The sequence below is a fragment of the Microbispora sp. H11081 genome (genome assembly GCF_012999535.1).
Lineage (GTDB): Bacteria > Actinomycetota > Actinomycetes > Streptosporangiales > Streptosporangiaceae > Microbispora.
In genome coordinates, this window is sequence record NZ_JABBWV010000005.1 from 453,130 (window position 1) to 473,784 (window position 20,655).

Consider the following 20,655-nt stretch of genomic DNA (forward strand, 5'->3'; position numbering starts at 1 on the left):
GCCGTACGCGGGGTCACGGCTCGTCCTGGTGCTCCAGCTGGCCGCGCCACGGGGGGACGTCGGGGGCTGCTTCCCGGCGACGCGGGGTGAACGCCTCCGCCATGGCGCGGAACGTGGGGCACGGCCAGCGCCACATGCAGCTCCGGCACCGCAGGATCGGGTTGGCGGGGTCGCTGGAGATGCCGCCCGCGTCTCTTGGCTGGTGCAGTTCCAGCAGCCTGATGCCGAGATCGGAGAAGCTCAGCAACTCCTCGCGGGCCTCGGCCAGGAAGTCCAGGTCCTCGGCCGCCAGGCGGGCGCTGACCGGGACGTACCCTTCGCGGTTGACCAGGCCGCGCAGCGACTCCGCCGCGTCGCGCCACGACGAGGCCTTCTCGGTGCGCACCTGAATGGTCTCCAGATATTCGCGTAGCACGCGGCGCTGGGGATCCTCGGGTATCTCAGTGTTCATCTGCTCTCGGGCCCGCTGTGCTCGGCGCCCGCCCTCCTTCGCGAAGTGACGACCAAGACGCGGAGGTTCCGGGCCCTCCATCCGGCGACGCCGGTGTCGCATAGCGTCAAGCTTCGCGCACTCGCCGTTTACATGGGGCCGGAATCGGGGACAAAGGGCGGACGACTCTTCGACGAATCCGACGGAGCGTGACCCGAGGCCGGGACGACGCTAGTGTGCGCCTCGTGGAGCTCAAAGTCGCGACGCAATCCCACGCCGGTCAGGCCGTCATGGCCGTCTTCGGCGAAATCGACCTATATACGGCGCCCCGGCTGCAGGCGGAGTTCACCCGCCTGCTGGAGACCGGGCCTGACCGGGTGGTCATCGACATGTCCGGAGTGGAGTTCTGCGACTCCACGGGCATGAACGTGCTGCTGTCGGCGCTCAAGCGGTTGCGCGAGCGTGGTGGCACGCTGGAGGTGGCGGCGCCGAGACCGGCGGTACGCAAGATCCTCCAGGTCACCGGGCTGGACTCGGTGTTCACCGTGCACGACACGGTGCCCGCCGACCTGCTCACGGCAGAGCACCAGGGTTAATCGCATGGGGGAAATGGCCGTACCGGAGCCGGACACCGCAGTAGTGATCCCGGCGAAGGACGAGGCCGACCGGATCGGCGCAACCGTGACCGCCGTCCTGAAGCTGCCCGGCGTGGATCTCGTGGTGGTCGTCGACGACGGCTCGTCCGACGAGACCGGCCGGGTGGCCAGGGCGGCGGGCGCCCGGGTCGTACGGCACAGCCGCAACCGGGGCAAGGCCGCGGCGATGGAGAGCGGGGCGGAGGCCGTGCGCCTCCTCGACGAGGACGCTCCCCGGCACCTGCTGTTCCTCGACGCCGACCTGGGCGAGACGGCGGAGGCGGCCCTCCCGCTGATCGCGCCGGTGCGCGCGGGGGAGGCCGACATGACCATCGCGGCGTTCACGACCAGGGTCAAGCTCGGCGGGCACGGCATGGTCGTACGGCTCGCCCGCGACGGCATCAAACGGCTCACGGGCTGGGAGGCGACCCAGCCGCTCAACGGGCAGCGGTGCCTGACCCGGGCCGCGTTCGAGGCGGCCAGGCCGCTCGCGCACGGTTTCGGCGTCGAGACCGGCCTGACCGTCGACCTGCTCAGGAAGGGATTCCGGGTGGTCGAGGTCGAGGTCGAGATGTCGCACCGGGCGACGGGCACCGACTGGCGATCGCAGTTGCACAGGGCCCGTCAGCTCCGTGACGTAGGGCTGGCCCTGGCCGCCCGTGACCCCAAGATCCCCTCACTCCGCCGCCCCACCCCCTGACCCCTCGCCCCCCCCGCGTGATCTTGTAGTTTGTCGCACGCGGCGCGCCTACCTGGGCCGATTGCTTTCGTGATCATGTATAAAAGTACGCTGCGAGTGTCCTGAACTGCGGATATGTCGTTCGTGATCTTGCAGTCTTCGTAGCGGGCTACGTGCAAGATCGGCTACCGCGATGCCGCAGGTAGAAGCCTGATGGCCGCGAAACCGTGCAAGATCACGCAGGGCATCGTCCCTGGTCGGCGCTGGTGCGTGCGACAAAGTGCAAGATCACGGAGGGTGTCGCCCCTGCTCACCCCCACCCCGTGCGACAAACTGCAAGATCACGGCCGGGGTGTGGTGGAATTTGCGGGTGGATTCACGGGGGCTCGTACGGACGGCCGCCTGGCTGGCCCCGGCCGCCGGCGGCCTGTCGATCCTCCTCACGATCACGATCGGCGCCCTCGGGCCTTCGGCGATGGTCCCCGCCCTGCCGGGACGGCCGTGGCAGCCTCCCTACTCCCTCGGCCTCGCTCCCGGCGGCCACCTCGTCGTCGCCCTGGCCGCCGCCGCGCTCGTGCTCGGCGCGATCGGCCTGACCGCCGCCCTCGCCTGCCCGGCCCGGATGCCGCCGACACGCACGCTGGTCGTCGCCGGGTGCGCCGCCGCCGCGGTCCTCGCGTTCCTGCCGCCCTCCGGCTCGGCCGACCACCTCAACTACGCGGCGTACGGCCGGATGGCGGTCCTCGGCCACGACCCTTACGTGACCGTGCCCGCCGATCTTCCCGCCGATCCGGTCGTCGGCCGGGTCGAGGAGTGGACGAGGACGCCCAGCGTGTACGGCCCGGTCGCGACGGCCCTGCAGGCGCTGGCGAGCCTTGCCGGAGGCGAGTCGGTCCGCCTGACGGTGTTCGTGATGGCCCTGGTCAACGCCGCCGCGTTCATCGCCACCGGCCTGCTGCTCCACCGGGCCGCCGCCGGAGATCCCGTACGGCAGCGCCGCGCGGCCCTGCTGTGGACGGCCAACCCGCTGCTCGTCTACGAACTGGTCGCGGGGATGCACCTCGACACCGTGGCGATCGCGTTCGTCGTGGCGGGCCTGGCCGCCCGCAGGGGGGTGCCGCTCGGCCTGGGCGTCGCGGTCAAGGCCACTGTGGGGGTGGTGGCGCTGGGCACGGCGTGGGAGCTGCGCAGGAACCCCCGGAGGCTCGTCCTGGTCGCCGGGCTGGCGACGCTGACGGTGCTCGTGGCATATCTGCTGGCCGGGCCGCACGCGCTCGACCAGCTCCTGAACGCGAGCAAGTCGGTCTCACTCGCCACGCCGTGGAAGCTCGCGCAGAGGGCGCTCCAGGCGTTGTTCGGCCCGGGGGCCTACCGGGCGTGGATCCAGGCGGGGTCGGTGCTCCTGCTTGCCGCCCTCGCCGTACTCCTCCTGCGTGGACGCCCCGCCGCGGACCGCGAAGGGCCGGTGGTCGCCCTCGCCGTCGCCGTGGCCTGGCTGTTCGCCACGCCGTACGCGCTGCCGTGGTACGACGGGCTGGGGTTCGCGCTGCTGGCCATGGTCGCCTGGCCGGGCCTTGAGGTTTTCCTGGTCGCCCGGCTCACCGTGCTATCGCTGGCCTACCTGCCGGCGCGCCAGGCGGATCAGCCGCGCGACCTGGGGTGGCTCGTCGACGTGGTCAGGGCCTGGGTGGCGCCGTCGCTCCTGCTGGCGCTGACGATCGCGCTGCTGTGGTGGGCGGCGCGGTCCGCAGCGCGTGGACGGACGCGGCCAGCGCCAGCGGCACGGCGACCGTCAGGGCCATCGCCGGAATCGCGATCCCCGAGTCGTTGATCAGGAACCCGGCGAACGCCGCGGTCAGCGCGCCGATCAGCCCGGCCCGCAGCTCCGGGACCCGCTCGTACGCCAGGCTGAGCGCGGCGGCGCCCCACCGCGACGGCCGGGCCAGCACGAGGAACAGGAACGCCACCGCGACCAGCGACAGCAGCGTCAACGGCAGGTTGCCGAGCGTGTTGAGCATCGCCCCGAGCTTGCGCCCGACGACGGAACCGCCCTCGCCGGAGACGAGTTGCTGGACGAAGCCCCCCAGGTGGGTACGCCGGTCGGCGGGCCGCAGCCAGTCGAGCACGGCGATCAGCGCGATGAGCGCGACCCCCGCCACGGCGACCAGCCCGAGCCGGAGGACCGACACCCGCCTGCCGGCCGCCATTAGCACGCACACGGCCACGCCCAGGACGAACGACGGCACCCCGCCGAAGTCCGCGCCCCACGTCGGCCAGCCGTCCCCCGCGATCGCGAGCAGACCGTACGCCGTGCAGACGGCCACGGCGATCCTCGGCCGGCGGCGCAGCGCGTGGGCGACGACCGCCAGGAGCAGGATTGTGCCCGTCGAGTAGACGGCGAAGGCCATGTTGCCGAAGCCGTAGAACCGCCCGCCGGTCACGGGCTCGTACCCGGCCACCGCGTTCACCTGCAGCCGCGAGCCCGTCACCACGTCGGCGAGGAGCGCGAGCGAGCTGACCCCGGCGACCACGGCCACAGGACCGAGCAGGTGGCGGCGCCACGGCCCGGCGTACGCGAGCCCGGCCACCAGGGCGGCGAAGCCCAGGATCGTGCCGAGCAGGGCGGGCATCGGGTGCGCGAACGCCCACCACGGCACGAGCTGCGCGAGGAAGATCGACACAGGGAGCGCGCCGCTGACCGTCGCCACGACCCGCGTGGTGGTGAGCATGCGCCGGTGGCGCCTTACGACGACCGCGGCCAGGGCGTAGAACAGCAGTTGCGCGGCGACCAGTGTGATGAAGAACGGCTCCCTGACCTCCCTGAGCATCTGGCTGGCCAGGTCGGCGTCGGCGAGTTCGCGGACCGCCTGGGCCACGGGCGGCGCGGCTCCGCCGCCCGACCACGCCCTGCCGACCGCGCCCTCTGGGGTGGGTACGCCGAGCAGATGGGTGATCGTCGCCGTGACGTCGGTGATCGTGACCAGCGCCCGCTGCCTGGTCGAGGCGGCGGTCAGCCACCCCTGCCCGTACGGCCCGCCCGCGGCGATGGCGACGTGCAGGTGGGCGGTGGACCCCTCGCCGCGGCCGGGGGAGTCGGACAGCCCCGCCACGAGCACGGCCGAACCGGCGGGCACCCTGGCGAGCACCTCCGCGACGGCCCGGTCGGCCGCGCTCACGGCGTCCCGGCGCGGCCGCCCGTCGGTCTCGGCGGCGGTGATCTCCCCCGCCTCCGCGACGACGAGGGCGTACGGCGTGAGGTCGGGCAGCGCGGAGGGCGTCGCGGCGTACGTCGCGACCCTGCCGGAGGAGTCGGCGGCGGTCAGGGCCGCTCCGGGCCCGATGGCCGCGATCCGTCCTCCGGCGGCGGTCACGGCGTCGGCGAGGAGCCCGAGCCGGGCCTTGAAGGGGCCGGCCTGCTGCACCGCGACCAGTTCGGGCCAGTTCGGGATCGTGGCCGCGCCGCCGGCGGCGCCGACCGGCGCGGGTACGGGCGCACACCCAGGTCCCGGAGACCCCGCCCGCTGTCCCGCGGACACCGTGAGCCAACCGGCGGCCGGGCAGGTCACCGGCAGTCCTTCCGGAGGGACGGCCCTCGTGGACAGGGACGCTTTGGAGCCACGGCCGGCCAGGTCCCACAGCACGGGGGTCCGCCGCGGGTCGAGGTCGTCCCAGCGGAGCCCGGGGACCCCGATCAGCACGACCCGGCCTGCCAGGGCCTGTTCCTGAGCGGGAACGGTTGTCCGCCCCGAGGCGGAGGCGGGTGCGGCGGGCAGGACGAGGGCCACCACGAAGAGCACCAGCAACGACGCGAAGAACCCCGCGAACCGGCCACGCCGGGCTCCAGAAAAGCCTTCGGGAGACGCGGGGAGGAAGGGCACGCCCCACGGACGGCGGCGCTCGGCGATCGAGAGCCCGGCGGCGGCCGAGGGCCTCGCCGGGTCGGCCGGACGCCCGGGCACCCGGGTATCCGGGCCCATCGGGCGGCCGGGCACCCGGATCGCCGGGGCTGCCGGATCCGGTGCTGATCCAGGCGGCACTGTTCCGCGCTCCCTCATGATCGTCGACGCTGCGGCCACGGTCCTCCACGGTAACCTGCCTAATCGTGACGACTGGCCGGATCGCCGGGGCCCGCAGCCGGCCCGCCTGGGCATGGGTGCTCGCCCTTCTGGCGGTGGCCGCCGCGGCCGCGCCGCTGATCGCCCACTGGCTGACCAACCCCGAGGACCAGCGCCTGGTGGACCTGGACGTCTACCGTACGGGCGGCTGGGCCCTGCTGCGTGGCCTGCCGGTCTACGACGTGATCACGCCGGCCCCGCAACTGCTGCCGTTCACCTACCCGCCGGTGGCCGCCATGCTGGCGGTGCCGCTGGCCGTGATGTCGTGGCCGGTCGCGCAGTGGGTGTGGACGGCCGCCATCGTCGCCGTCCTCGCCGTGACCGTACGGCACGCCTTCCGGGCCTATCTCGACGGTGTGCGCGGCGTGCTGGCCGCGCCGCTGCTGTTCGCCGTGCTGTGCGCGGCGTGCACCTACCTCATGCCGATCAGGGACCAGTTCAGGTTCGGCCAGGTGGACCTGTTCCTGCTGGCGTTGTGCCTGCTCGACTGCGTGGCGCGCAGGCCGTGGTGGCCGCGCGGCATGCTGATCGGTCTCGCGACCGCGGTGAAGCTGACCCCCGGCGTGTTCCTCGTCTACCTGGCGATCACGGCGCTGCCACTACGGGAGGGCGACGCGGCGCAGCGCAGGGCCTTCCTCATGGCGGTGTTCACGGCGGCCCTGCTCACGCTGCTGCCGTTCGTGGTGATGTTCGACGACGCCAGGGACTTCTGGTTCGGGGCGCTGCTCGACTCCGAGCGTCTGGGCGCCAACGCGGCCACGACCAACCAGTCGCTGCGCGGCATGCTGCTCAGGCTCTACCTGCCCGGCTGGCTGACCTCGGTCGTCTGGCTCGCCGCCGTCGCCGCGATCGGCTGGTACGGCTTCCGCGCCGCCCGCCGGGCCCACCTGGACGGCGACGTCATGACGGCGGTGGCGATCACGGGCCTGATGGCGGTGCTGCTGTCGCCGGTGGCCTGGATCCACCACATCGCCTGGGTCGTGGTCGTGCTCGCGGCCATCGCGGGGGCGGGGCGCGACCCGGTCAGGCTGCTGGTCGCGGCGGGCGTGTGGCTTTACTACGTGCTGCCCATCCCGTGGTGGGGGGTGGCGCTCAAGGCGCTGGAGATCCCCGTGCTCAGCCCGGTCGCGGGGAAGATCGTGCAGAACGCGTTCGGGCTCGGCGCGATCGGCCTGGTCTGGCTGCTCGGGTCGTGGCTGCCGCGACGCCGGGCCGCTGTGGCCGTTCCCGCTGCGGCGACTTGACCGACTCATTACGCTCAGTGGCGTGCTGGTTACCGTTGTGCAGATGGCCGGGGTCCTGGCGGGTGCGACCGGCGTGACCGTCGGCCTGATCGCGTTGCGCGCCGCCCGCCGCAACGTGCGGGAGTGCCTGGACGTGCTCGCCCGGCGGGCCGCCGTCGAGGGCGGGATGGACAGCAGGGCGATCCGCGACGTGGCGCTGTACCGGTACGACGCGCTCGACGAGATGACCGGCAGGTTGTCGTTCTCGGTGGCGCTCATCAACGGGTTCGGCGACGGGATCGTGCTGACGTCGATCAACGGACGCACCGAGACCCGCACGTACGCCCGGGCCGTGCGCGGTGGGAAGGGAGTGCAGCCGCTGTCGCCGGAGGAGGAGCACGCGGTGCGGGCCGCGCGGCTCGGCATCGGGCCCGAGGCCGAGCCGCACCGCCTTCCCGCTGACAACCGCGGGCGCAGGCCACGCCGCGTTCCCGGCTGACGGCTCGGCGACGGTTGGGCGGTTGGGCGGCCGCCGGGCTCTGGCCGTCCACAGGGCAAGCGGGATCGAGGAGTTGTCCACAGGAGGCATTTCCGCATGCTCGCCGTTCGTACCTGCGGATACTCTTGAGGACATGTCGAAGCTCGCGTACCTGGGGCCTCAGGGCACCTTCTGTGAGGCCGCCCTGCGGTTCCTGTCGCCGGATGCCGAGCGCCTGCCCTGCGCCAACGTCGGAGCCGCGCTCGACGCCGCCCGCGACGGCGAGGCGGACGGCGCGGTGGTCCCCCTGGAGAACTCGGTGGAGGGGGCGATCACGCAGACCCTCGACGAGCTGGCCGGGGGCAGGCCGCTCCACATCACCGGCGAGTGGCTGCTTCCCGTCGAGTTCTCCCTGCTCGTACGGCCCGGCACCGAGCTGGCGCAGATCAAGCGGATCATCACCCACCCGGCGGCCCACACGCAGTGCCGGGGATACATCGAGCGCGAGCTGCCCGGCGCCGTGGTGATCGCGGCGTCGTCGACGGCCGCCGCCGCGCAGGAGGTCTCCTCTCCCGAGTCTCCGTACGACGCGGCGATCAGCCCGGCCATCGCCGGGGAGTACTACGGGCTCGATGCGATCGCCTCGGACATCGGCGACCGCTCCGACACCGTCACCCGGTTCATCAAGGTGAACCGTCCCGGGCAGCTGTCCGAGCCCACCGGAGCCGACCGCACCTCGCTCGTGGCGTTCCTGCGCGACGACCACCCGGGCGCGCTGCTGGAGATGCTGAGCGAGTTCGCGGTCCGCGGGGTCAACCTCACCCGCATCGAGTCGCGTCCCACGGGGGACGGCATCGGCCGCTACTTCTTCCACTTCGATCTCGAGGGCCACATCGCCGACGCCCGGGTCGGGGAGGCCGTCGCGGGCCTGCACCGGCTCTGCGACGACGTGCGCTTCCTCGGCAGCTATCCGCGCGCCGACCGGGTCGCGACGCAGATCAAGGAGGGTACGGCGGACGCCGACTTCTCCGAGGCCGCGGAATGGCTCGCGAAGATCCGTTCAGGCCGCGCTTGACGGGCGTAAGCCGCACCGGCTCCGGTAGCCTTTGAGCCGTGATTGACCTGCGAACCCTTCGTGAGGACCCTGACCGGCTCCGGGCGTCGCAGCGCGTCCGCGGCGAGGACGATTCGGTCGTGGAGACCCTGCTGTCCCTCGACGAGCGCCGCCGTGCCGCGCTCAACAGCTTCGAGTCGCTGCGCGCCGATCAGAAGAGCATCGGCAAGTCGGTGTCCCGCGCGTCCGGGGACGAGCGCCAGGCGCTGCTCGATCGCGCGAAGGAACTGGCCGCGCAGGTGAAGGCGGCCGAGACCGAGGCTGCCGCGCTGGCGAGCGAGCTCGACGCGCTGCTCCTGAGCGTGCCGAACATCGTCGAGGAGGGCGCGCCCGCCGGCGGCGAGGACGACTACGTGGTGCTGGAGGAGGTCGGCGAGAAGCCGGTCTTCGACTTCGAGCCCCGCGACCACGTCGAGCTGGGCGAGCTGCTCGGCGCGATCGACACCGAGCGCGGGGCCAAAGTCTCCGGCGCCAGGTTCTTCTTCCTTAAGGGCGTCGGCGCGCGGCTCCAGCTCGGGCTGCTCAACATGGCGATCCAGCAGGCCGTCGAGGCCGGCTTCACGCCGATGATCACCCCTGTGTTGGTCAAGCCCGAGGCGATGGCCGGCACCGGCTTCCTCGGCGCCCACGCGAGCGAGATCTACCGGCTTGAGGCCGACGACCTCTACCTGGTCGGCACCAGCGAGGTGCCGCTGGCGGCCTACCACTCCGACGAGATCCTCGACCGGGCGTCGCTGCCGCTGCGCTACGCCGGCTGGTCGTCCTGCTTCCGCCGCGAGGCCGGGTCGTACGGCAAGGACACCAGGGGGATCATCCGGGTCCACCAGTTCGACAAGGTGGAGATGTTCTCCTACTGCCGTCCTGAGGACGCCCACGAGGAGCACCTGCGGCTCCTCGCCTGGGAGAAGGAGATGCTCGAGAAGGTCGAGGTCCCCTACCGCGTGATCGACGTGGCGGGCGGCGACCTCGGCACCTCGGCGGCGCGCAAGTACGACTGCGAGGCCTGGGTGCCTACGCAGGGCCGCTACCGCGAGCTGACTTCCACCTCCAACTGCACCGACTTCCAGGCCCGGCGCCTGAAGGTGCGCTTCCGGGACGAGAACGGCAGGCCGCAGCACGTGGCCACCCTCAACGGCACGCTCGCGACCACCCGGTGGATCGTGGCGATCCTGGAGAACCACCAGCAGGCCGATGGTTCGGTGGTCGTGCCCAAGGCGCTCCGGCCGTACGTGGGGCTCGACGTCCTGGAGCCGCTGTCTCGTTAGCGGATGTCCGCACAGGACCTCCGGCGTGGCGGGCGACCGCCGCGTCCGGAGGTCTTCGTGTCTCGTCCCGAAAATTTTTCGGCGCGGCGAATCGCGCGGGACCGGCCACAGACTGTGATGCCAGAAACACAGCCGATAACGCCAAAGGGTGCGAATCCACCCTTGAGCGGCAGGGGCGTCAGGTGTGATGTAAATCTCTCAGTTCGGACGGGATTTGCGCACGGGAAGGCCCTGCGCGTGAAACTTTCATGCGCGGTGGTCTTCCGGATGCCCGGCCGGCGGTGGGCTGCCCTTGCCCCTCGGCGCGTGATCCGTCGCGTCGGGGGCGCCCCGGCCTCCGTACGGGCCAGGTTCGGGCACCACGGCTCCGGGCCGCGTGACCGGCTCCGCGCGGCGCGGGCATCCCCGGCATGCGACGCACGGCACGGGGACCCCGGGCATGCGAAAGGCGGGGCTCGCCAGGCGAGCCCCGCCTTTCGTTACGTCAGATCAGAGGCCACGAACGTTCGAAGCCTGCGGACCCTTCGGACCCGCGATGACCTCGAACTCGACCCGCTGGCCGTCCTCCAGATTGCGGTAGCCGCTGCCAGTGATCGCGGAGAAGTGCACGAACACGTCGGGCTCGCCGCCGTCCGGTGCGATGAAGCCGAAGCCCTTCTCAGCGTTGAACCACTTGACGGTTCCCTGAGCCATTACTGCTCTCCCTAAGGAAGTGAATCTTGGGGCCCACACCTCGTGGACCCCGGGTGTGTCGCACAGCTCCCCGGGTGGCTCATACAGTCAAGCTGGTTTTCGCTACGGGAACAGCTAATACAACGCCTTCACATCTAACACTATGTGGCCCGTTGGTGTTCCACGTCTGGAGGAGATTTCTCGCCCAGGGCGTGGCCGAGGCCATGCCATGGCATATCTCAGTGCACACTGGAACCTGTCATGACCTGCCCCCGCCTCGTCGCCACAGACCTCGACGGCACAGCTCTGCGCACAGACGGCACGATCTCCCCTCGTACCGCCGCCGCCTTCGCCAGCGTGGAGGAGGCCGGCGGCACCCTCGTCTTCGTCACCGGGCGGCCGCCGCGGTGGATGCACACCGTCGCGGGAGCCGTACGGCACCACGGGCTCGCGATCTGCGCCAACGGCGCGCTCGTCTACGACCTCCACACCGAGGAGATCGTCGAGTCGCACCTGATCGCGTCCGACGTCCTCGAGGAGTGCGTGGCGCGCCTGCGGCGGCACGTGCCGGACCTCACGTTCTCCGTGGAGTACGAGGGGGGCTTCGCGCACGAGGCGAACTACCCGCTGGGCGGATGGGACGCGCGTGAGCTGTCCTTCGGCCGCGAGGTGGGGATCTCGGCGCTGACGGCCCGGCCGTGCGCCAAGCTGCTCGCCCGGCATCCCTCGATGGACCCCGACGAGTTGCACCAGACGGTGCTGGAGATCGTCGGCGACGTCGTGACCCCGACCCACTCCAGCGGGCGGGCGCTGATCGAGATGAGCGCGTTCGGTGTGACCAAGGCCACATCGCTGGCCACACTGGCCGAGGAGCGGGGGATCAAGCCCGCGGAGGTGGTGGCGTTCGGCGACATGCCGAACGACCTGCCGATGCTGACCTGGGCCGGCGTCTCGTACGCGGTGGCGAACGCCCACCCCGACGTGCTGGCCGCCGTCGATCACGTGACGGCGGCCAACAACGAGGACGGTGTCGCGGTGGTGCTCGAGACCCTGTTCGGGGTCACGAGCACGGGGGTCTGACCTACAGGTAAGGGCCGCCCGCGCGGTGACCCTGGTCGTCCGCGACCTGGGGCACGCCGCCGGGGAGCGCGCGGCGCATCTGCTCCAGCTGCGCCCGCGCGGCCATCTGCTGGGCGAACAGCGTGGTCTGTATGCCGTGGAACAGGCCCTCCAGCCAGCCGACGAGCTGGGCGTGCGCGACCCTGAGCTCCGCGTCGCTCGGCGCGGTGCCGCTCTCGTCGCTGAACGGCAGGGACAACCGCTCCAGCTCCTCCACCAGCTCGGGCGCCAGGCCCTCCTCGAGCTCCTTGATCGAGCTCTGGTGGATGTCCGCGAGCCGCTTCCGGCTGGCCTCGTCGAGGGGAGCCGCCCGCACCTCCTCGAGCAACTGGCGGATCATGCTGCCGATCCGCATCACCTTGGCGGGCTGCTCCACCAGATCGGCGACGGACCGCTCCTCGTGCTCGCCCTTACCGTTGCCACCGGCGGCCGAAAGGCCCTGCGGCCCCACGACCACGATCTGCGGCGTGCTCTCGTCTGCGTTCATCGATCGGTTACAACTCCTGATTCGCTCCGCTGGTGCGCACCGTGCCGGGACGTCTCCGGCGAGTCACGGCCCCGCCGCGCGGCGGGTGGATTCGCCAGGTGCTCCCGACCCGATCCAACCTAACTCACCTGACCAGCAGGAGTTTGCCGACGTGTTCCCCTTCTTCGAGCGTCCGGTGGGCGCGGGCGGCCTGGTCGAGGGGGATCCGCTCGTGCACGACCGGCCGTACGGCCCCGGCCGCGACCAGCGGCCAGACATTGTCGACGACGCCGCGGCAGATCACACCCTTGTCGTCGGCCGATCGGCCGCGCAGCGCGGTCGCGTGGACCGCCCCCCGCTTGGCGAGCAGCATGCCGAGGTCGAGCTCGCCCTTGGCGCCCCCCTGCATGCCGATGACGACCAGCCGCCCGCCGGTCGCGAGGGCGCGGAGGTTCCCCGCCAGATACTTCGCGCCGATGATGTCGAGGATGACGTCGGCCCGGCCCTCGAAGCGCTCGGCGAAGTCCTCTTCGCGGTAATTCACGGCCTCGTCCGCGCCCAGCGCGCGGCACCGCTCGATCTTGTCCGCCGACCCGGCGGTGACCAGCACCGGGGAGCCGTACGCCTTGGCGAGCTGGATGGCCATCGTGCCGATGCCGCTCGCGCCGCCGTGGACGAGCAGGGTCTCGCCCTTCCTCAGGCGGGCGGTCATGAAGACGTTCGACCACACCGTGCAGGCGACCTCGGGGAGAGCGGCGGCCTCGTCCAGCGCGATCCCGTCCGGCACCGGCATCACCTGCTGCCAGGGGACCGCCACCCGTTCCGCGTACCCGCCGCCGGCGAGCAGGGCGCAGACCCGGTCTCCGGGCGCGAGGTGGGGGACGTTCTCGCCGACCTCAATGATCACTCCGGAGCATTCCAGGCCGGGAATCTCGGAGGCGCCGGGCGGGGGCGGATAGAGGCCGCGGCGCTGCAACAGGTCCGCCCGGTTGACGGCGGACGCGGCGACGTCGATGACCACCTCACCTGCGGCGGGACGCGGATCGGGCAGTTCCTGCCAGACCAAAACCTCGGGTCCGCCTGGTTCCGAAATCACTATCGCGCGCATGTGACCTAAAGTAGCGTGGCGGAGAACTCGGCGGTTGCCCGTATTAGCCGGATTACGTGGCGCTAATCTGCAATGTGTTTGCTACCCCATTAGCCCAGCCCGAGGGGGTACACCGGTGGCGAGACATGATCGTGAGGATCCCCATTCTCTCGAGGACCAGCTCGCATGGCTCGACGCGATCAAGGAGATGCCCGACGAGGTGGAGATAGCGGTCAGCGCGGTGACCTCCGCCACCCTCGCTTCTCCGCCGCCCCCAGCGGCCGAACCGGACTCTCCGTACCCCGCCGACCCGTGGAGCGCCGTCCCGGCCGAGCCACCGTCGGGCGGGCTGCTCCGCGCTGCCACCGACAGCGCGACCGGCGCCGCGGCGGGCACCGCGTACGGCGCCCCGTCGCGGGAGGGCCCGGAGGCGTTCGAACGTTCCGAGACCGCCGAGTCGTCCGCTACCAGGCACATCCGGGAGGCCGACTTTGGCGGATATTCGGGCGGTTTTCGGTATGAAAGTGGCGAAAAGTCCGGTTTCGGGGGTGCCTATGGCGGCGACTCGGGCTACGGCGAGACGGCGTTCGGCGACACCGGCTTCGGCGACACGGCCTTCCTGAACAGGCCCGAGCCCTCGTCGACGGAGGAGGCCGAGGACACGCCGGTCGAGCGCTCGGCCGCGTCGGGCCCTGAGGCGCTCGCGCAGGGGACCGATTTCGGCTCGGGGAGGTCCACAGCGGGCACGGCTCCTGGCGAGCCGCAGGAGGGTTCCGCCACGTCGACCGGGCCCGTCAGCGCTCCGCCGTACGAGACGGCCTACGAGACGTCTTACGAGTCGTACGAGACGTCCTTCGGGCAGACGCGGGACCGATCGGCGGGGTCGTCCTTCGGAGCGTCCCTCGACGCCGGACCGGAGCCTTCCGACGCGACCGCCGAAGCGCCGAGCGGCGACCGGGAGCCGGACGACGACGGCCCCCCCACCTCACCGCCGGGTGCCTTGGGCGGCGCCTCGTCCTACACGACGCCACGGTTCGCGGAACGGGGTGCCGGCGGCGGTGTCTCCGGCTCTCCCGCGGACACCGACTCTTACAACGTCGGAGCCTTCTCCGGCAGCGAGTCGGCCACGTCCTACGCCCCGCCGGCGTCCAGCGAGCCGTACTCGCCGAAGGAGTCCCTGAGGGGCTGGCTGGAGCCGGCCGTACCCGTGCCGCCCATGCCGGAGGAGCGCGCCGCCGAGCCGGAGGAGCCTCCCGCGCCGTCGTTCGGCGCGTCCCGGGCCGAGCCGGTGCCTGACGCCAAGGACGACCGTTTCACCGGCTCCCTGAGGGAGGACCTGGCCGCCGAGGAGCGGAAGCCGTACGAGCCGGGCCCCGTCGCGGCGCCCGTGCCCGCCGGGGTGCCGGGCCCGAGCCTCGCAACCGACCAGGCGCCCCCGGTGGATCGGGACACGGTTGACCGGGATAGGGCGGACCGGGACATCGTTAACCGGGACATGGTGAACCGGGACGCGGTGGCGGAGCGGGAGGCGTACCAGACCCCGCGCCGTCCGGCTCCTCCCACCTCCGCCTTCAGTTCGCCGGCGCGTACGACAGGGGGGAAGCCGGCCGTTTCCAAGCCGGCCTCCTCCAAGCCGACCGCCGACAGCCTCGACCCGGTCACCCTGCTGAGGGGGCGGAGGAACACCCCCACGACGGGCTGGCGGCGGCTGGTCTACAAGGCGTCGGCCGGGCTGATCAAGCCGGGCGAGGCCCCGGAGGTGCGGCGGCGCCGTGAACTCGTGCAGCGCGCCCGCACGCCCGTCTCCACCGGCCACCATCGGGTCGCCGTGCTCAGCCTCAAGGGCGGCGTGGGCAAGACCACGACGACCGTCGGTCTCGGCGCCACGCTCGCGCAGGTTCGGGGCGACCGCGTCATCGCCGTCGACGCCAACCCCGACCGTGGAACGCTCTCGGACAAGGTCGAGTTGGAGACGGCGGCCACCGTACGCGACCTGCTGAACGAGCGGGCGCAGATCAAGCGATATGTCGACATCCGGGCCTTCACGTCGCAGACGCCGTCCCGGCTGGAGATCCTGGCGTCGGACCGTGACCCGTCGGTGTCGGAGGCGTTCAGCGCCAAGGACTACCACGCGGTGGCGCAGGTCCTGGAGAACTTCTACTCCATCTGCATCACCGACTGCGGCACCGGACTTCTGCACTCCGCCATGTCGGGCGTGCTCGGCATGGCCGACCAGATCGTGCTCGTCAGTTCGCCGTCCGTGGACGGCGCCCGGGCGGCCTCGGCCACGCTGGACTGGCTGGAGGCGCACCACTACGGCGACCTAGTCCGGGCCGCCACCGTGGTGCTGTGCAGCGTACGGCCCCGCTCGAAGTCCACAGTGGACCTCGACAAGCTGGAGGCCCACTTCGCCGCCCGCTGCCGCACCGTGGTCCGCGTGCCGTACGACCCCCACCTGGAGGAGGGCGCGGAGATCGACCTGGACCGGCTCCAGGAGCCGACCCGGGACGCGTACCTGCGCCTGGCCGCCTCCGTGGGCGACGGCTTCGCCGGCCCGCAGGCGTTGAACGAGCGCAGGTTCTCCGAGATCCCGGACCACCTGTAGGCGATCGAAAGGCGGGAATGATCTCTTTCGCGGTCGCGGTCACGTGGCCGCGAGCGAGGGACTAGGCTGCTGCCTGGCGCTTCCAGCGCGGGGTGCCGTGGAGAGCTCGCCTAGTGGACGATGGCGGCGGTCTTGAAAACCGCTAGGCCGGGTGACCGGTCTCGTGGGTTCGAATCCCACGCTCTCCGCTCAACTAGCCAAAACGGCGTCTGACCAGCGACTTCGCTTCGGTCGGACGCCGTTGATCGTTCCGGCCGTGTGCAGCCGTACGCCACCCTCAGCAGCCCTCGGCCGCTGGTCGCGGAATATATGCGGAATGATCTTGAGTGCCTGTTTGGCACGACACTGCGAGGCAATAGCAGGCCTCGCACAGGTCGCTGATCTGGAGCTCATGGAGGCATTGGCGAACAGTGCCTCCAGCGTTCCTCGACTCGGTCCTGCGTCTCATGTTTCAGGCGACGGACAGCAATAGCCGACTACCTCGTACGAGGTGTGGTTCCGCGACGATGTGGGGCACCGTCAGTTGCCGGCGTTGCCGTAGGCGCAGACACGGTCTATACAAGCTATTGGAGGAGATGAGGGGGCCAACGATGCGGGCTATCTCGCGTGCGAGGTGGGATGCTCTCGCTGCCTACTGTCGTAAACCGCTCGCGCGAGCTTTTTCGCAGGAGCTTGCCTGGTTCGAGGCGGGTGATGAGCGCATCCTTGCCACGCTTATCATTGACACGGATGATGAGTTTTCTGGGATCATCCTGGCGCGTGACGGGCTGGAGAGATTCCGGTCAGTGGGAGTCACAGGCTACTTTGATACCCCTGAACAGGCTCTCGCCGATCTCAACCGCAGAATTATGGAGTTGTTGCCCAATCTAGATGAGCAGCGCATTCAAGGTGATGAATCCGGAAGAGTTGTCGACTTTTTCGCACCGCTTGTTGCCAAGACAAAGTTGCACCCCGATTTCCGTAGGATTGCCACTGATGGCGAATTTTCTGCCGCGCGTAGAATTATTAGTGCAATGATGCGCTGGCATGAAGATATAGATGGCAATTTTGTTGAACAGTTCCAAACTACCGGCTTCGATGCTCGAGTGTGGGAATTGTATCTGTTCGCCGCCTTGACTGAAGCGAACCTGGAAGTTCTGCATCCCAAGCCTGCCCCCGATTTCTTGGCGCGCGGACTTCGTGGCGAGTTTGCTGTGGAGGCAACAACTATAAATCCGAGCAGAAGCGGCGATGGTCAATCCTCGGCCCCCAGGCCGCAAACCGAGGCGGATCTCGAGGCGTACAATCTGCACTATCTGCCAATCAAATATGCGGGGCCGTTGACCAAGAAGCTGAGCAAGGAGTATTGGAAGCATCCGTTAGTGGCCGGAAAGCCGCTGGTAATTGCAATCCAAGATTTCCATAGCGCATTGTCGATGACCTATAGTGGTTCCGCACTGCCTATCTATCTCTATGGGCTAACTCAGTCTACCGACCGGGATGAGGAGGGGCGACTGACCGTCATAGCTTCTAAAATCTCGGAGCATAAATGGGGCAACAAAGTGGTGCCCTCAGGGTTTTTTTCTCTACCTAAAGCGGAGAATATTAGTGCGGTTATTTTTAATAGCGGAGGTACGATCGCAAAATTTAACAGGATGGGCGTAAGTGCCGGATTCGGTGCAGACGATGTTGTGCTGATTCGTCGTGGTACCGCCTGGAATCCTGATCCCAATTCGTCCACTCTTGAATCCTTCGTACACATCGTGCATGAGGGATATCCTGAGACCTGGATTCAAGGTATGGACGTTTATCATAATCCGAATGCGATGCACCCGCTCGACCCAGATCTCCTGCCTGGAGCAGCGCATCATCGGTTGCTGACAGACGGGCGAATTGAGACAATCGCGACGGCGTGGCAACCGATAAAATCTCTTACTTCAGTTCTCAGGTTCTCCCCGGACATAGAAGAGGAGACAGTGGATGACGCTGTCATTAATTGAAGCTACATTAACGGGTGGCTGCATTGGGTGGTTGGAATTCGTCTGTCAATGAATTGACGAAGGGCTGTTGCTCCAGGGAAGTTCCCTCGAACCACAAAGGGCTTCGGTAAATGAGGCCCTTGCAGCCCTCCCGGCTAGGAGTCCAATGCATCATCTATGCGTTTATTGGCGATCTCTATGCCGCCGTCGATGCACTTAGCATAGACCTTGAGCAGAACGTCCACCCCGTGCCCTGCCCGCTCGGCAACGTCCGGGGCAGCGACTCCGGCATTTAGCCAGAGGCTAACTGCGGCGTGGCGCAGGTCGTACGGCCGGGCGGCCAATGGGGAAACCACCTGTTCGGGAGTTAGCGCCAGGGCTCGCGCCGCTTTCCAGGCATCGCAGTATGTCCCGATGGAGATCACGCCACCGCGTGACGTACGGAACAGGCGCCCGTCGTCATGAACGCCGAACTCCTTGATGTGCTCGCGGAGGATTTTCACCAGCTCAGATGGGATCGGGACGGGACGCCCCTCATCCTGGGCACGATGCTTGAGTCCTCGATCGTCGTGAGCTTCCCCGCTGTTCGTCCACTTCTTGTTGGCCTGTGGCTTCGACTTGACGAGGATCAGACGTCCCCAGCCGTTCAGTCTCGGCCGTTTTCCTTTCCGGCCACTTTTCGCGGGCGATCGATCAGTCCAGGTAAGCCCTCCTCTTGATAGCGGACACGCCAATTCGTGACCGTGGGAGCAGACACACCGACTTGTTTCGCAACCTCTGCGTTGCTTAGTCCAGCTGCTGCAAGCAGAAGGATCCTCGCTCGTTGCGCAAGTCGGATGTCGGTGCTGCTGTCTGTAACCCAAGATGTGAGCTCGGCGAAATCGGACGCGGAGATCGAGAGCGGCGGTGTGACCGACATGTGGTTAATATATGCCAACAGGTTTCACATCCGGGGCATGTGTCGCCAATTGAGATGATAGGAGCAGAGCGGTGTGAGCTGACACGCGGATGACCGCGGCAGTGTTCGACGACAGCAGGCGATGAGGCGCTCAACGGATTGAGGACCCGTGTGTGCAGGTTGAGGGGCTTCGTATCCTGCTAGTGACGAGACCTGTACCAAGGAGCAATCCGGAGGAGCAGGTCGAGAGTCCGTGCCGCAGACTGGCGCCGAAACCCTTTCCTCGAAAAGGCCGCACCTAACGCGATGATGGCAAGCAGTGTGAGCAGCAGCAGCATTGCCAAGGCCATGAGGAGCAGCACTAGCTTCCCGTTGGGAAGAGCCAGCAGGAGGTTCGAAGCAACGGCGCCGCAGGACAGTTCAACGACGCGTAGGCGGCGCTTCGGGTGTTTCTCAGGGTTGACGCCCAACTCCACTCCAGATGTCTCAGGGCAACTTGCGCGATCAGGATGCTGCGACCTCAAGTCAGCCAGAGGAGGGTTTTCGTGCTTCCGTGAACCTCGCGGGGTTCTAAGCGTATGGTTGGGTGGCATGCCGAGAAGTGGCCCCAGCCTGGCTGATCGAGAGTTGCTCAATCATTTAGCCGAGCGGGGGTTGAGCGTGTCGCACGCCCAGCTTGAGCGTTGGCGCCGTGCCGGCCTTCTGCCTCGCAACCGCCGGTACGGCCGTGGTCAGGGTCGAGGTTCCGGCTCGACGGTTATGCCGGAGACGGTGGAGATAGCCGCCGTGCTTGTCCGCCACGCACGTCAGGGGCGTGACCTTCGGTTCGCGGTACTGGACTGGTTCTTAGATCGTGACCTGGTTGTTCCTGGCCGTACTTCCGTTCCCGAGCCACCGGAGGCCGCGGTGTTCGCCGGGCTTGCTTGGGTGTTGGAAAGAAATCCGGTCAACCGCTTGATTAATCTCGCTCGTGCGGCGCGCACCGAACGGCAGAAGGATGAGTTTTACGATCAAGCCCTTAGTGTGATCAACCGTGAGCCGGGTGGCCTGATCCAGTTTGATCCTGCCGCTGTCAGAGCGGCTCTACTAGCAGGGCGTGATCTAGATGAACCACAGATGCACGCCCAACAGGCGCGAGCAGCCTTTGCCCATCTGATCGCCGGCATGGGCATGGGACTTGGAGAGGTAGGTACTGACGCCATAGCCGAGTCCCTAGCCGAGATAGGGCTGTATCCCGGACTTTCCGCAGATACCTGGCGGCAGGCGGTGCAGCGTTTCGAGCTCTCTGCGGACAGAGAGGAGTTCGATGGCGTAGCTATGAATCACGACCCGTCGGGCACGGTTAGAAGAGCCAGCGTCGAGCAACTACGGCGAGCACGCACCGTCCTGTATGGGTTGAGTGGGTTCGGTGCGATGTACCTCCTGCACGGGATGCTAATGCCCGACACCCCTGGGCTGGCTGCGTTGCGCGCACATATAGATGAGCTAGGCATCGGGCCGTTGCTGATGAACATATGCACGGGAATGAACAGAACTCGCTACGCGGCGACGAACCTCGTGACTTGCCTCGATCCCTGGCCCGACGCAATCTACGAACTACTGAGCGATAAGGTCGCGAGCGGCCCTCCGCTCATCGAAGGGCCAGACAGCAAGGAGACCGGCGAGAAGTTCATGGAGGAGTGGCTTGCCGCCATGGCGAGCCTCCGCCGCGGCGTTACGTCCGACGGCCACGTCAGCATTTAGTCCCACATGTTCGGCGCTTCCGAGCACTTCGCACCAGCAGGGAGGATGTCCCGACGTTCGTGGAACTTGATCGGCGGTCCCGCGGTCAGGCGACGTTCTCGTTGTAGCAGTTTGAGGTCGGGTTCTGGGCTGCGACGTGCCGGTCAAGCGCGCTGCGGAGTTTGGGCA

Annotated in this window: 17 protein-coding genes and 1 tRNA gene; 12 read left to right on the plus strand and 6 right to left on the minus strand. The window is 68.7% G+C overall.

The window, feature by feature from the left end; translation table 11 throughout:
- Positions 1-13: 13 nt before the first annotated feature.
- On the minus strand, positions 14-451 hold the full coding sequence (locus tag HHX31_RS17030; RefSeq protein ID WP_249346038.1) for a hypothetical protein: 438 nt from the start codon (positions 449-451) through the stop codon (positions 14-16).
- Positions 452-675: 224 nt separating this feature from the next.
- Here HHX31_RS17030 and HHX31_RS17035 point away from each other — a divergent pair, with 224 nt between their 5' ends.
- The 7 genes from HHX31_RS17035 to serS all read left to right on the plus strand — a co-directional run bounded on the left by HHX31_RS17035 (position 676) and on the right by serS (position 9,939).
- Positions 676-1,026 carry an STAS domain-containing protein gene (locus HHX31_RS17035; RefSeq protein ID WP_030511009.1) on the plus strand — a complete coding sequence of 117 codons (351 nt, stop codon included), beginning with the start codon at positions 676-678 and terminating at the stop codon, positions 1,024-1,026.
- Positions 1,027-1,039: 13 nt separating this feature from the next.
- Positions 1,040-1,765 (plus strand): glycosyltransferase, encoded by a 726-nt coding sequence (locus tag HHX31_RS17040; RefSeq protein ID WP_169949235.1) that lies wholly within the window; start codon positions 1,040-1,042, stop codon positions 1,763-1,765.
- 349 nt (positions 1,766-2,114) lie between these two features.
- Positions 2,115-3,575, plus strand: coding sequence for a polyprenol phosphomannose-dependent alpha 1,6 mannosyltransferase MptB (mptB, locus tag HHX31_RS35955; RefSeq protein WP_396711146.1), 1,461 nt, complete (start codon positions 2,115-2,117; stop codon positions 3,573-3,575).
- A gap of 2,271 nt (positions 3,576-5,846) precedes the next feature.
- A complete protein-coding gene (locus HHX31_RS17050; RefSeq protein ID WP_311931859.1) occupies positions 5,847-7,103 on the plus strand; it encodes a glycosyltransferase 87 family protein in 1,257 nt (418 codons plus the stop codon).
- A 22-nt stretch (positions 7,104-7,125) separates the two neighbouring features.
- Complete coding sequence (locus tag HHX31_RS17055; protein ID WP_169949236.1) at positions 7,126-7,581, plus strand: DUF4446 family protein; 456 nt, start codon at positions 7,126-7,128, stop codon at positions 7,579-7,581.
- Positions 7,582-7,714: 133 nt separating this feature from the next.
- Complete coding sequence (gene pheA / locus HHX31_RS17060) at positions 7,715-8,635, plus strand: prephenate dehydratase (protein ID WP_169949237.1); 921 nt, start codon at positions 7,715-7,717, stop codon at positions 8,633-8,635.
- 38 nt (positions 8,636-8,673) lie between these two features.
- Positions 8,674-9,939, plus strand: a complete 1,266-nt coding sequence (gene serS / locus HHX31_RS17065; RefSeq protein WP_169949238.1) for a serine--tRNA ligase — start codon at positions 8,674-8,676, stop codon at positions 9,937-9,939.
- 489 nt (positions 9,940-10,428) lie between these two features.
- On the opposite strand, the gene HHX31_RS17070 is transcribed toward serS, so the two are convergent.
- Positions 10,429-10,632: a cold-shock protein gene (locus HHX31_RS17070; RefSeq protein ID WP_041952879.1), complete on the minus strand. Its 204-nt coding sequence runs from the start codon at positions 10,630-10,632 to the stop codon at positions 10,429-10,431.
- Between the two features lie 240 nt (positions 10,633-10,872).
- Here HHX31_RS17070 and HHX31_RS17075 point away from each other — a divergent pair, with 240 nt between their 5' ends.
- The gene (locus tag HHX31_RS17075; protein WP_169949239.1) at positions 10,873-11,691 is read left to right on the plus strand and encodes a Cof-type HAD-IIB family hydrolase; all 819 of its coding nucleotides are present in this window, start codon (positions 10,873-10,875) and stop codon (positions 11,689-11,691) included.
- Between the two features lies 1 nt (position 11,692).
- On the opposite strand, the gene HHX31_RS17080 is transcribed toward HHX31_RS17075, so the two are convergent.
- Positions 11,693-12,217, minus strand: coding sequence for a bacterial proteasome activator family protein (locus HHX31_RS17080; protein ID WP_169949240.1), 525 nt, complete (start codon positions 12,215-12,217; stop codon positions 11,693-11,695).
- A gap of 124 nt (positions 12,218-12,341) precedes the next feature.
- A complete protein-coding gene (locus HHX31_RS17085; RefSeq protein ID WP_169949241.1) occupies positions 12,342-13,304 on the minus strand; it encodes an NAD(P)H-quinone oxidoreductase in 963 nt (320 codons plus the stop codon).
- Between the two features lie 115 nt (positions 13,305-13,419).
- Between HHX31_RS17085 and HHX31_RS34380 the strand changes: the two genes are divergently transcribed.
- The 3 genes from HHX31_RS34380 (at position 13,420) to HHX31_RS17100 (ending at position 17,867) form a co-directional block, all read left to right on the plus strand.
- Positions 13,420-15,888: an AAA family ATPase gene (locus tag HHX31_RS34380; RefSeq protein ID WP_311931861.1), complete on the plus strand. Its 2,469-nt coding sequence runs from the start codon at positions 13,420-13,422 to the stop codon at positions 15,886-15,888.
- 99 nt (positions 15,889-15,987) lie between these two features.
- A tRNA-Ser gene (locus HHX31_RS17095) sits at positions 15,988-16,076 on the plus strand.
- Positions 16,077-16,478: 402 nt separating this feature from the next.
- A complete protein-coding gene (locus HHX31_RS17100; RefSeq protein WP_169949242.1) occupies positions 16,479-17,867 on the plus strand; it encodes a hypothetical protein in 1,389 nt (462 codons plus the stop codon).
- A 134-nt stretch (positions 17,868-18,001) separates the two neighbouring features.
- On the opposite strand, the gene HHX31_RS17105 is transcribed toward HHX31_RS17100, so the two are convergent.
- Positions 18,002-18,349, minus strand: coding sequence for a hypothetical protein (locus tag HHX31_RS17105; RefSeq protein ID WP_283244502.1), 348 nt, complete (start codon positions 18,347-18,349; stop codon positions 18,002-18,004).
- A 143-nt stretch (positions 18,350-18,492) separates the two neighbouring features.
- A complete protein-coding gene (locus HHX31_RS35960) occupies positions 18,493-18,765 on the minus strand; it encodes a helix-turn-helix domain-containing protein (RefSeq protein WP_169949243.1) in 273 nt (90 codons plus the stop codon).
- Positions 18,766-19,503: 738 nt separating this feature from the next.
- On the opposite strand from HHX31_RS35960, the gene HHX31_RS17115 reads away from it, so the two are divergent.
- Positions 19,504-20,487 carry a hypothetical protein gene (locus HHX31_RS17115; protein WP_169949244.1) on the plus strand — a complete coding sequence of 328 codons (984 nt, stop codon included), beginning with the start codon at positions 19,504-19,506 and terminating at the stop codon, positions 20,485-20,487.
- Positions 20,488-20,655 lie beyond the last annotated feature (168 nt).

What these genes read in the sequence shown, in the direction of transcription:
- HHX31_RS17080 (WP_169949240.1), bottom strand. Translation starts at nt 12,217, where the DNA reads ATGAACGCAGACGAGAGCACGCCGCAGATCGTGGTCGTGGGGCCGCAG.
- HHX31_RS35960 (WP_169949243.1), bottom strand. Translation starts at nt 18,765, where the DNA reads ATGTCGGTCACACCGCCGCTCTCGATCTCCGCGTCCGATTTCGCCGAG.
- HHX31_RS17085 (WP_169949241.1), bottom strand. Translation starts at nt 13,304, where the DNA reads ATGCGCGCGATAGTGATTTCGGAACCAGGCGGACCCGAGGTTTTGGTC.
- pheA (WP_169949237.1), top strand. Translation starts at nt 7,715, where the DNA reads ATGTCGAAGCTCGCGTACCTGGGGCCTCAGGGCACCTTCTGTGAGGCC.
- HHX31_RS17115 (WP_169949244.1), top strand. Translation starts at nt 19,504, where the DNA reads ATGCCGGAGACGGTGGAGATAGCCGCCGTGCTTGTCCGCCACGCACGT.
- HHX31_RS17040 (WP_169949235.1), top strand. Translation starts at nt 1,040, where the DNA reads ATGGCCGTACCGGAGCCGGACACCGCAGTAGTGATCCCGGCGAAGGAC.
- HHX31_RS17070 (WP_041952879.1), bottom strand. Translation starts at nt 10,632, where the DNA reads ATGGCTCAGGGAACCGTCAAGTGGTTCAACGCTGAGAAGGGCTTCGGC.
- HHX31_RS17100 (WP_169949242.1), top strand. Translation starts at nt 16,479, where the DNA reads ATGCGGGCTATCTCGCGTGCGAGGTGGGATGCTCTCGCTGCCTACTGT.
- HHX31_RS17030 (WP_249346038.1), bottom strand. Translation starts at nt 451, where the DNA reads ATGAACACTGAGATACCCGAGGATCCCCAGCGCCGCGTGCTACGCGAA.
- HHX31_RS17075 (WP_169949239.1), top strand. Translation starts at nt 10,873, where the DNA reads ATGACCTGCCCCCGCCTCGTCGCCACAGACCTCGACGGCACAGCTCTG.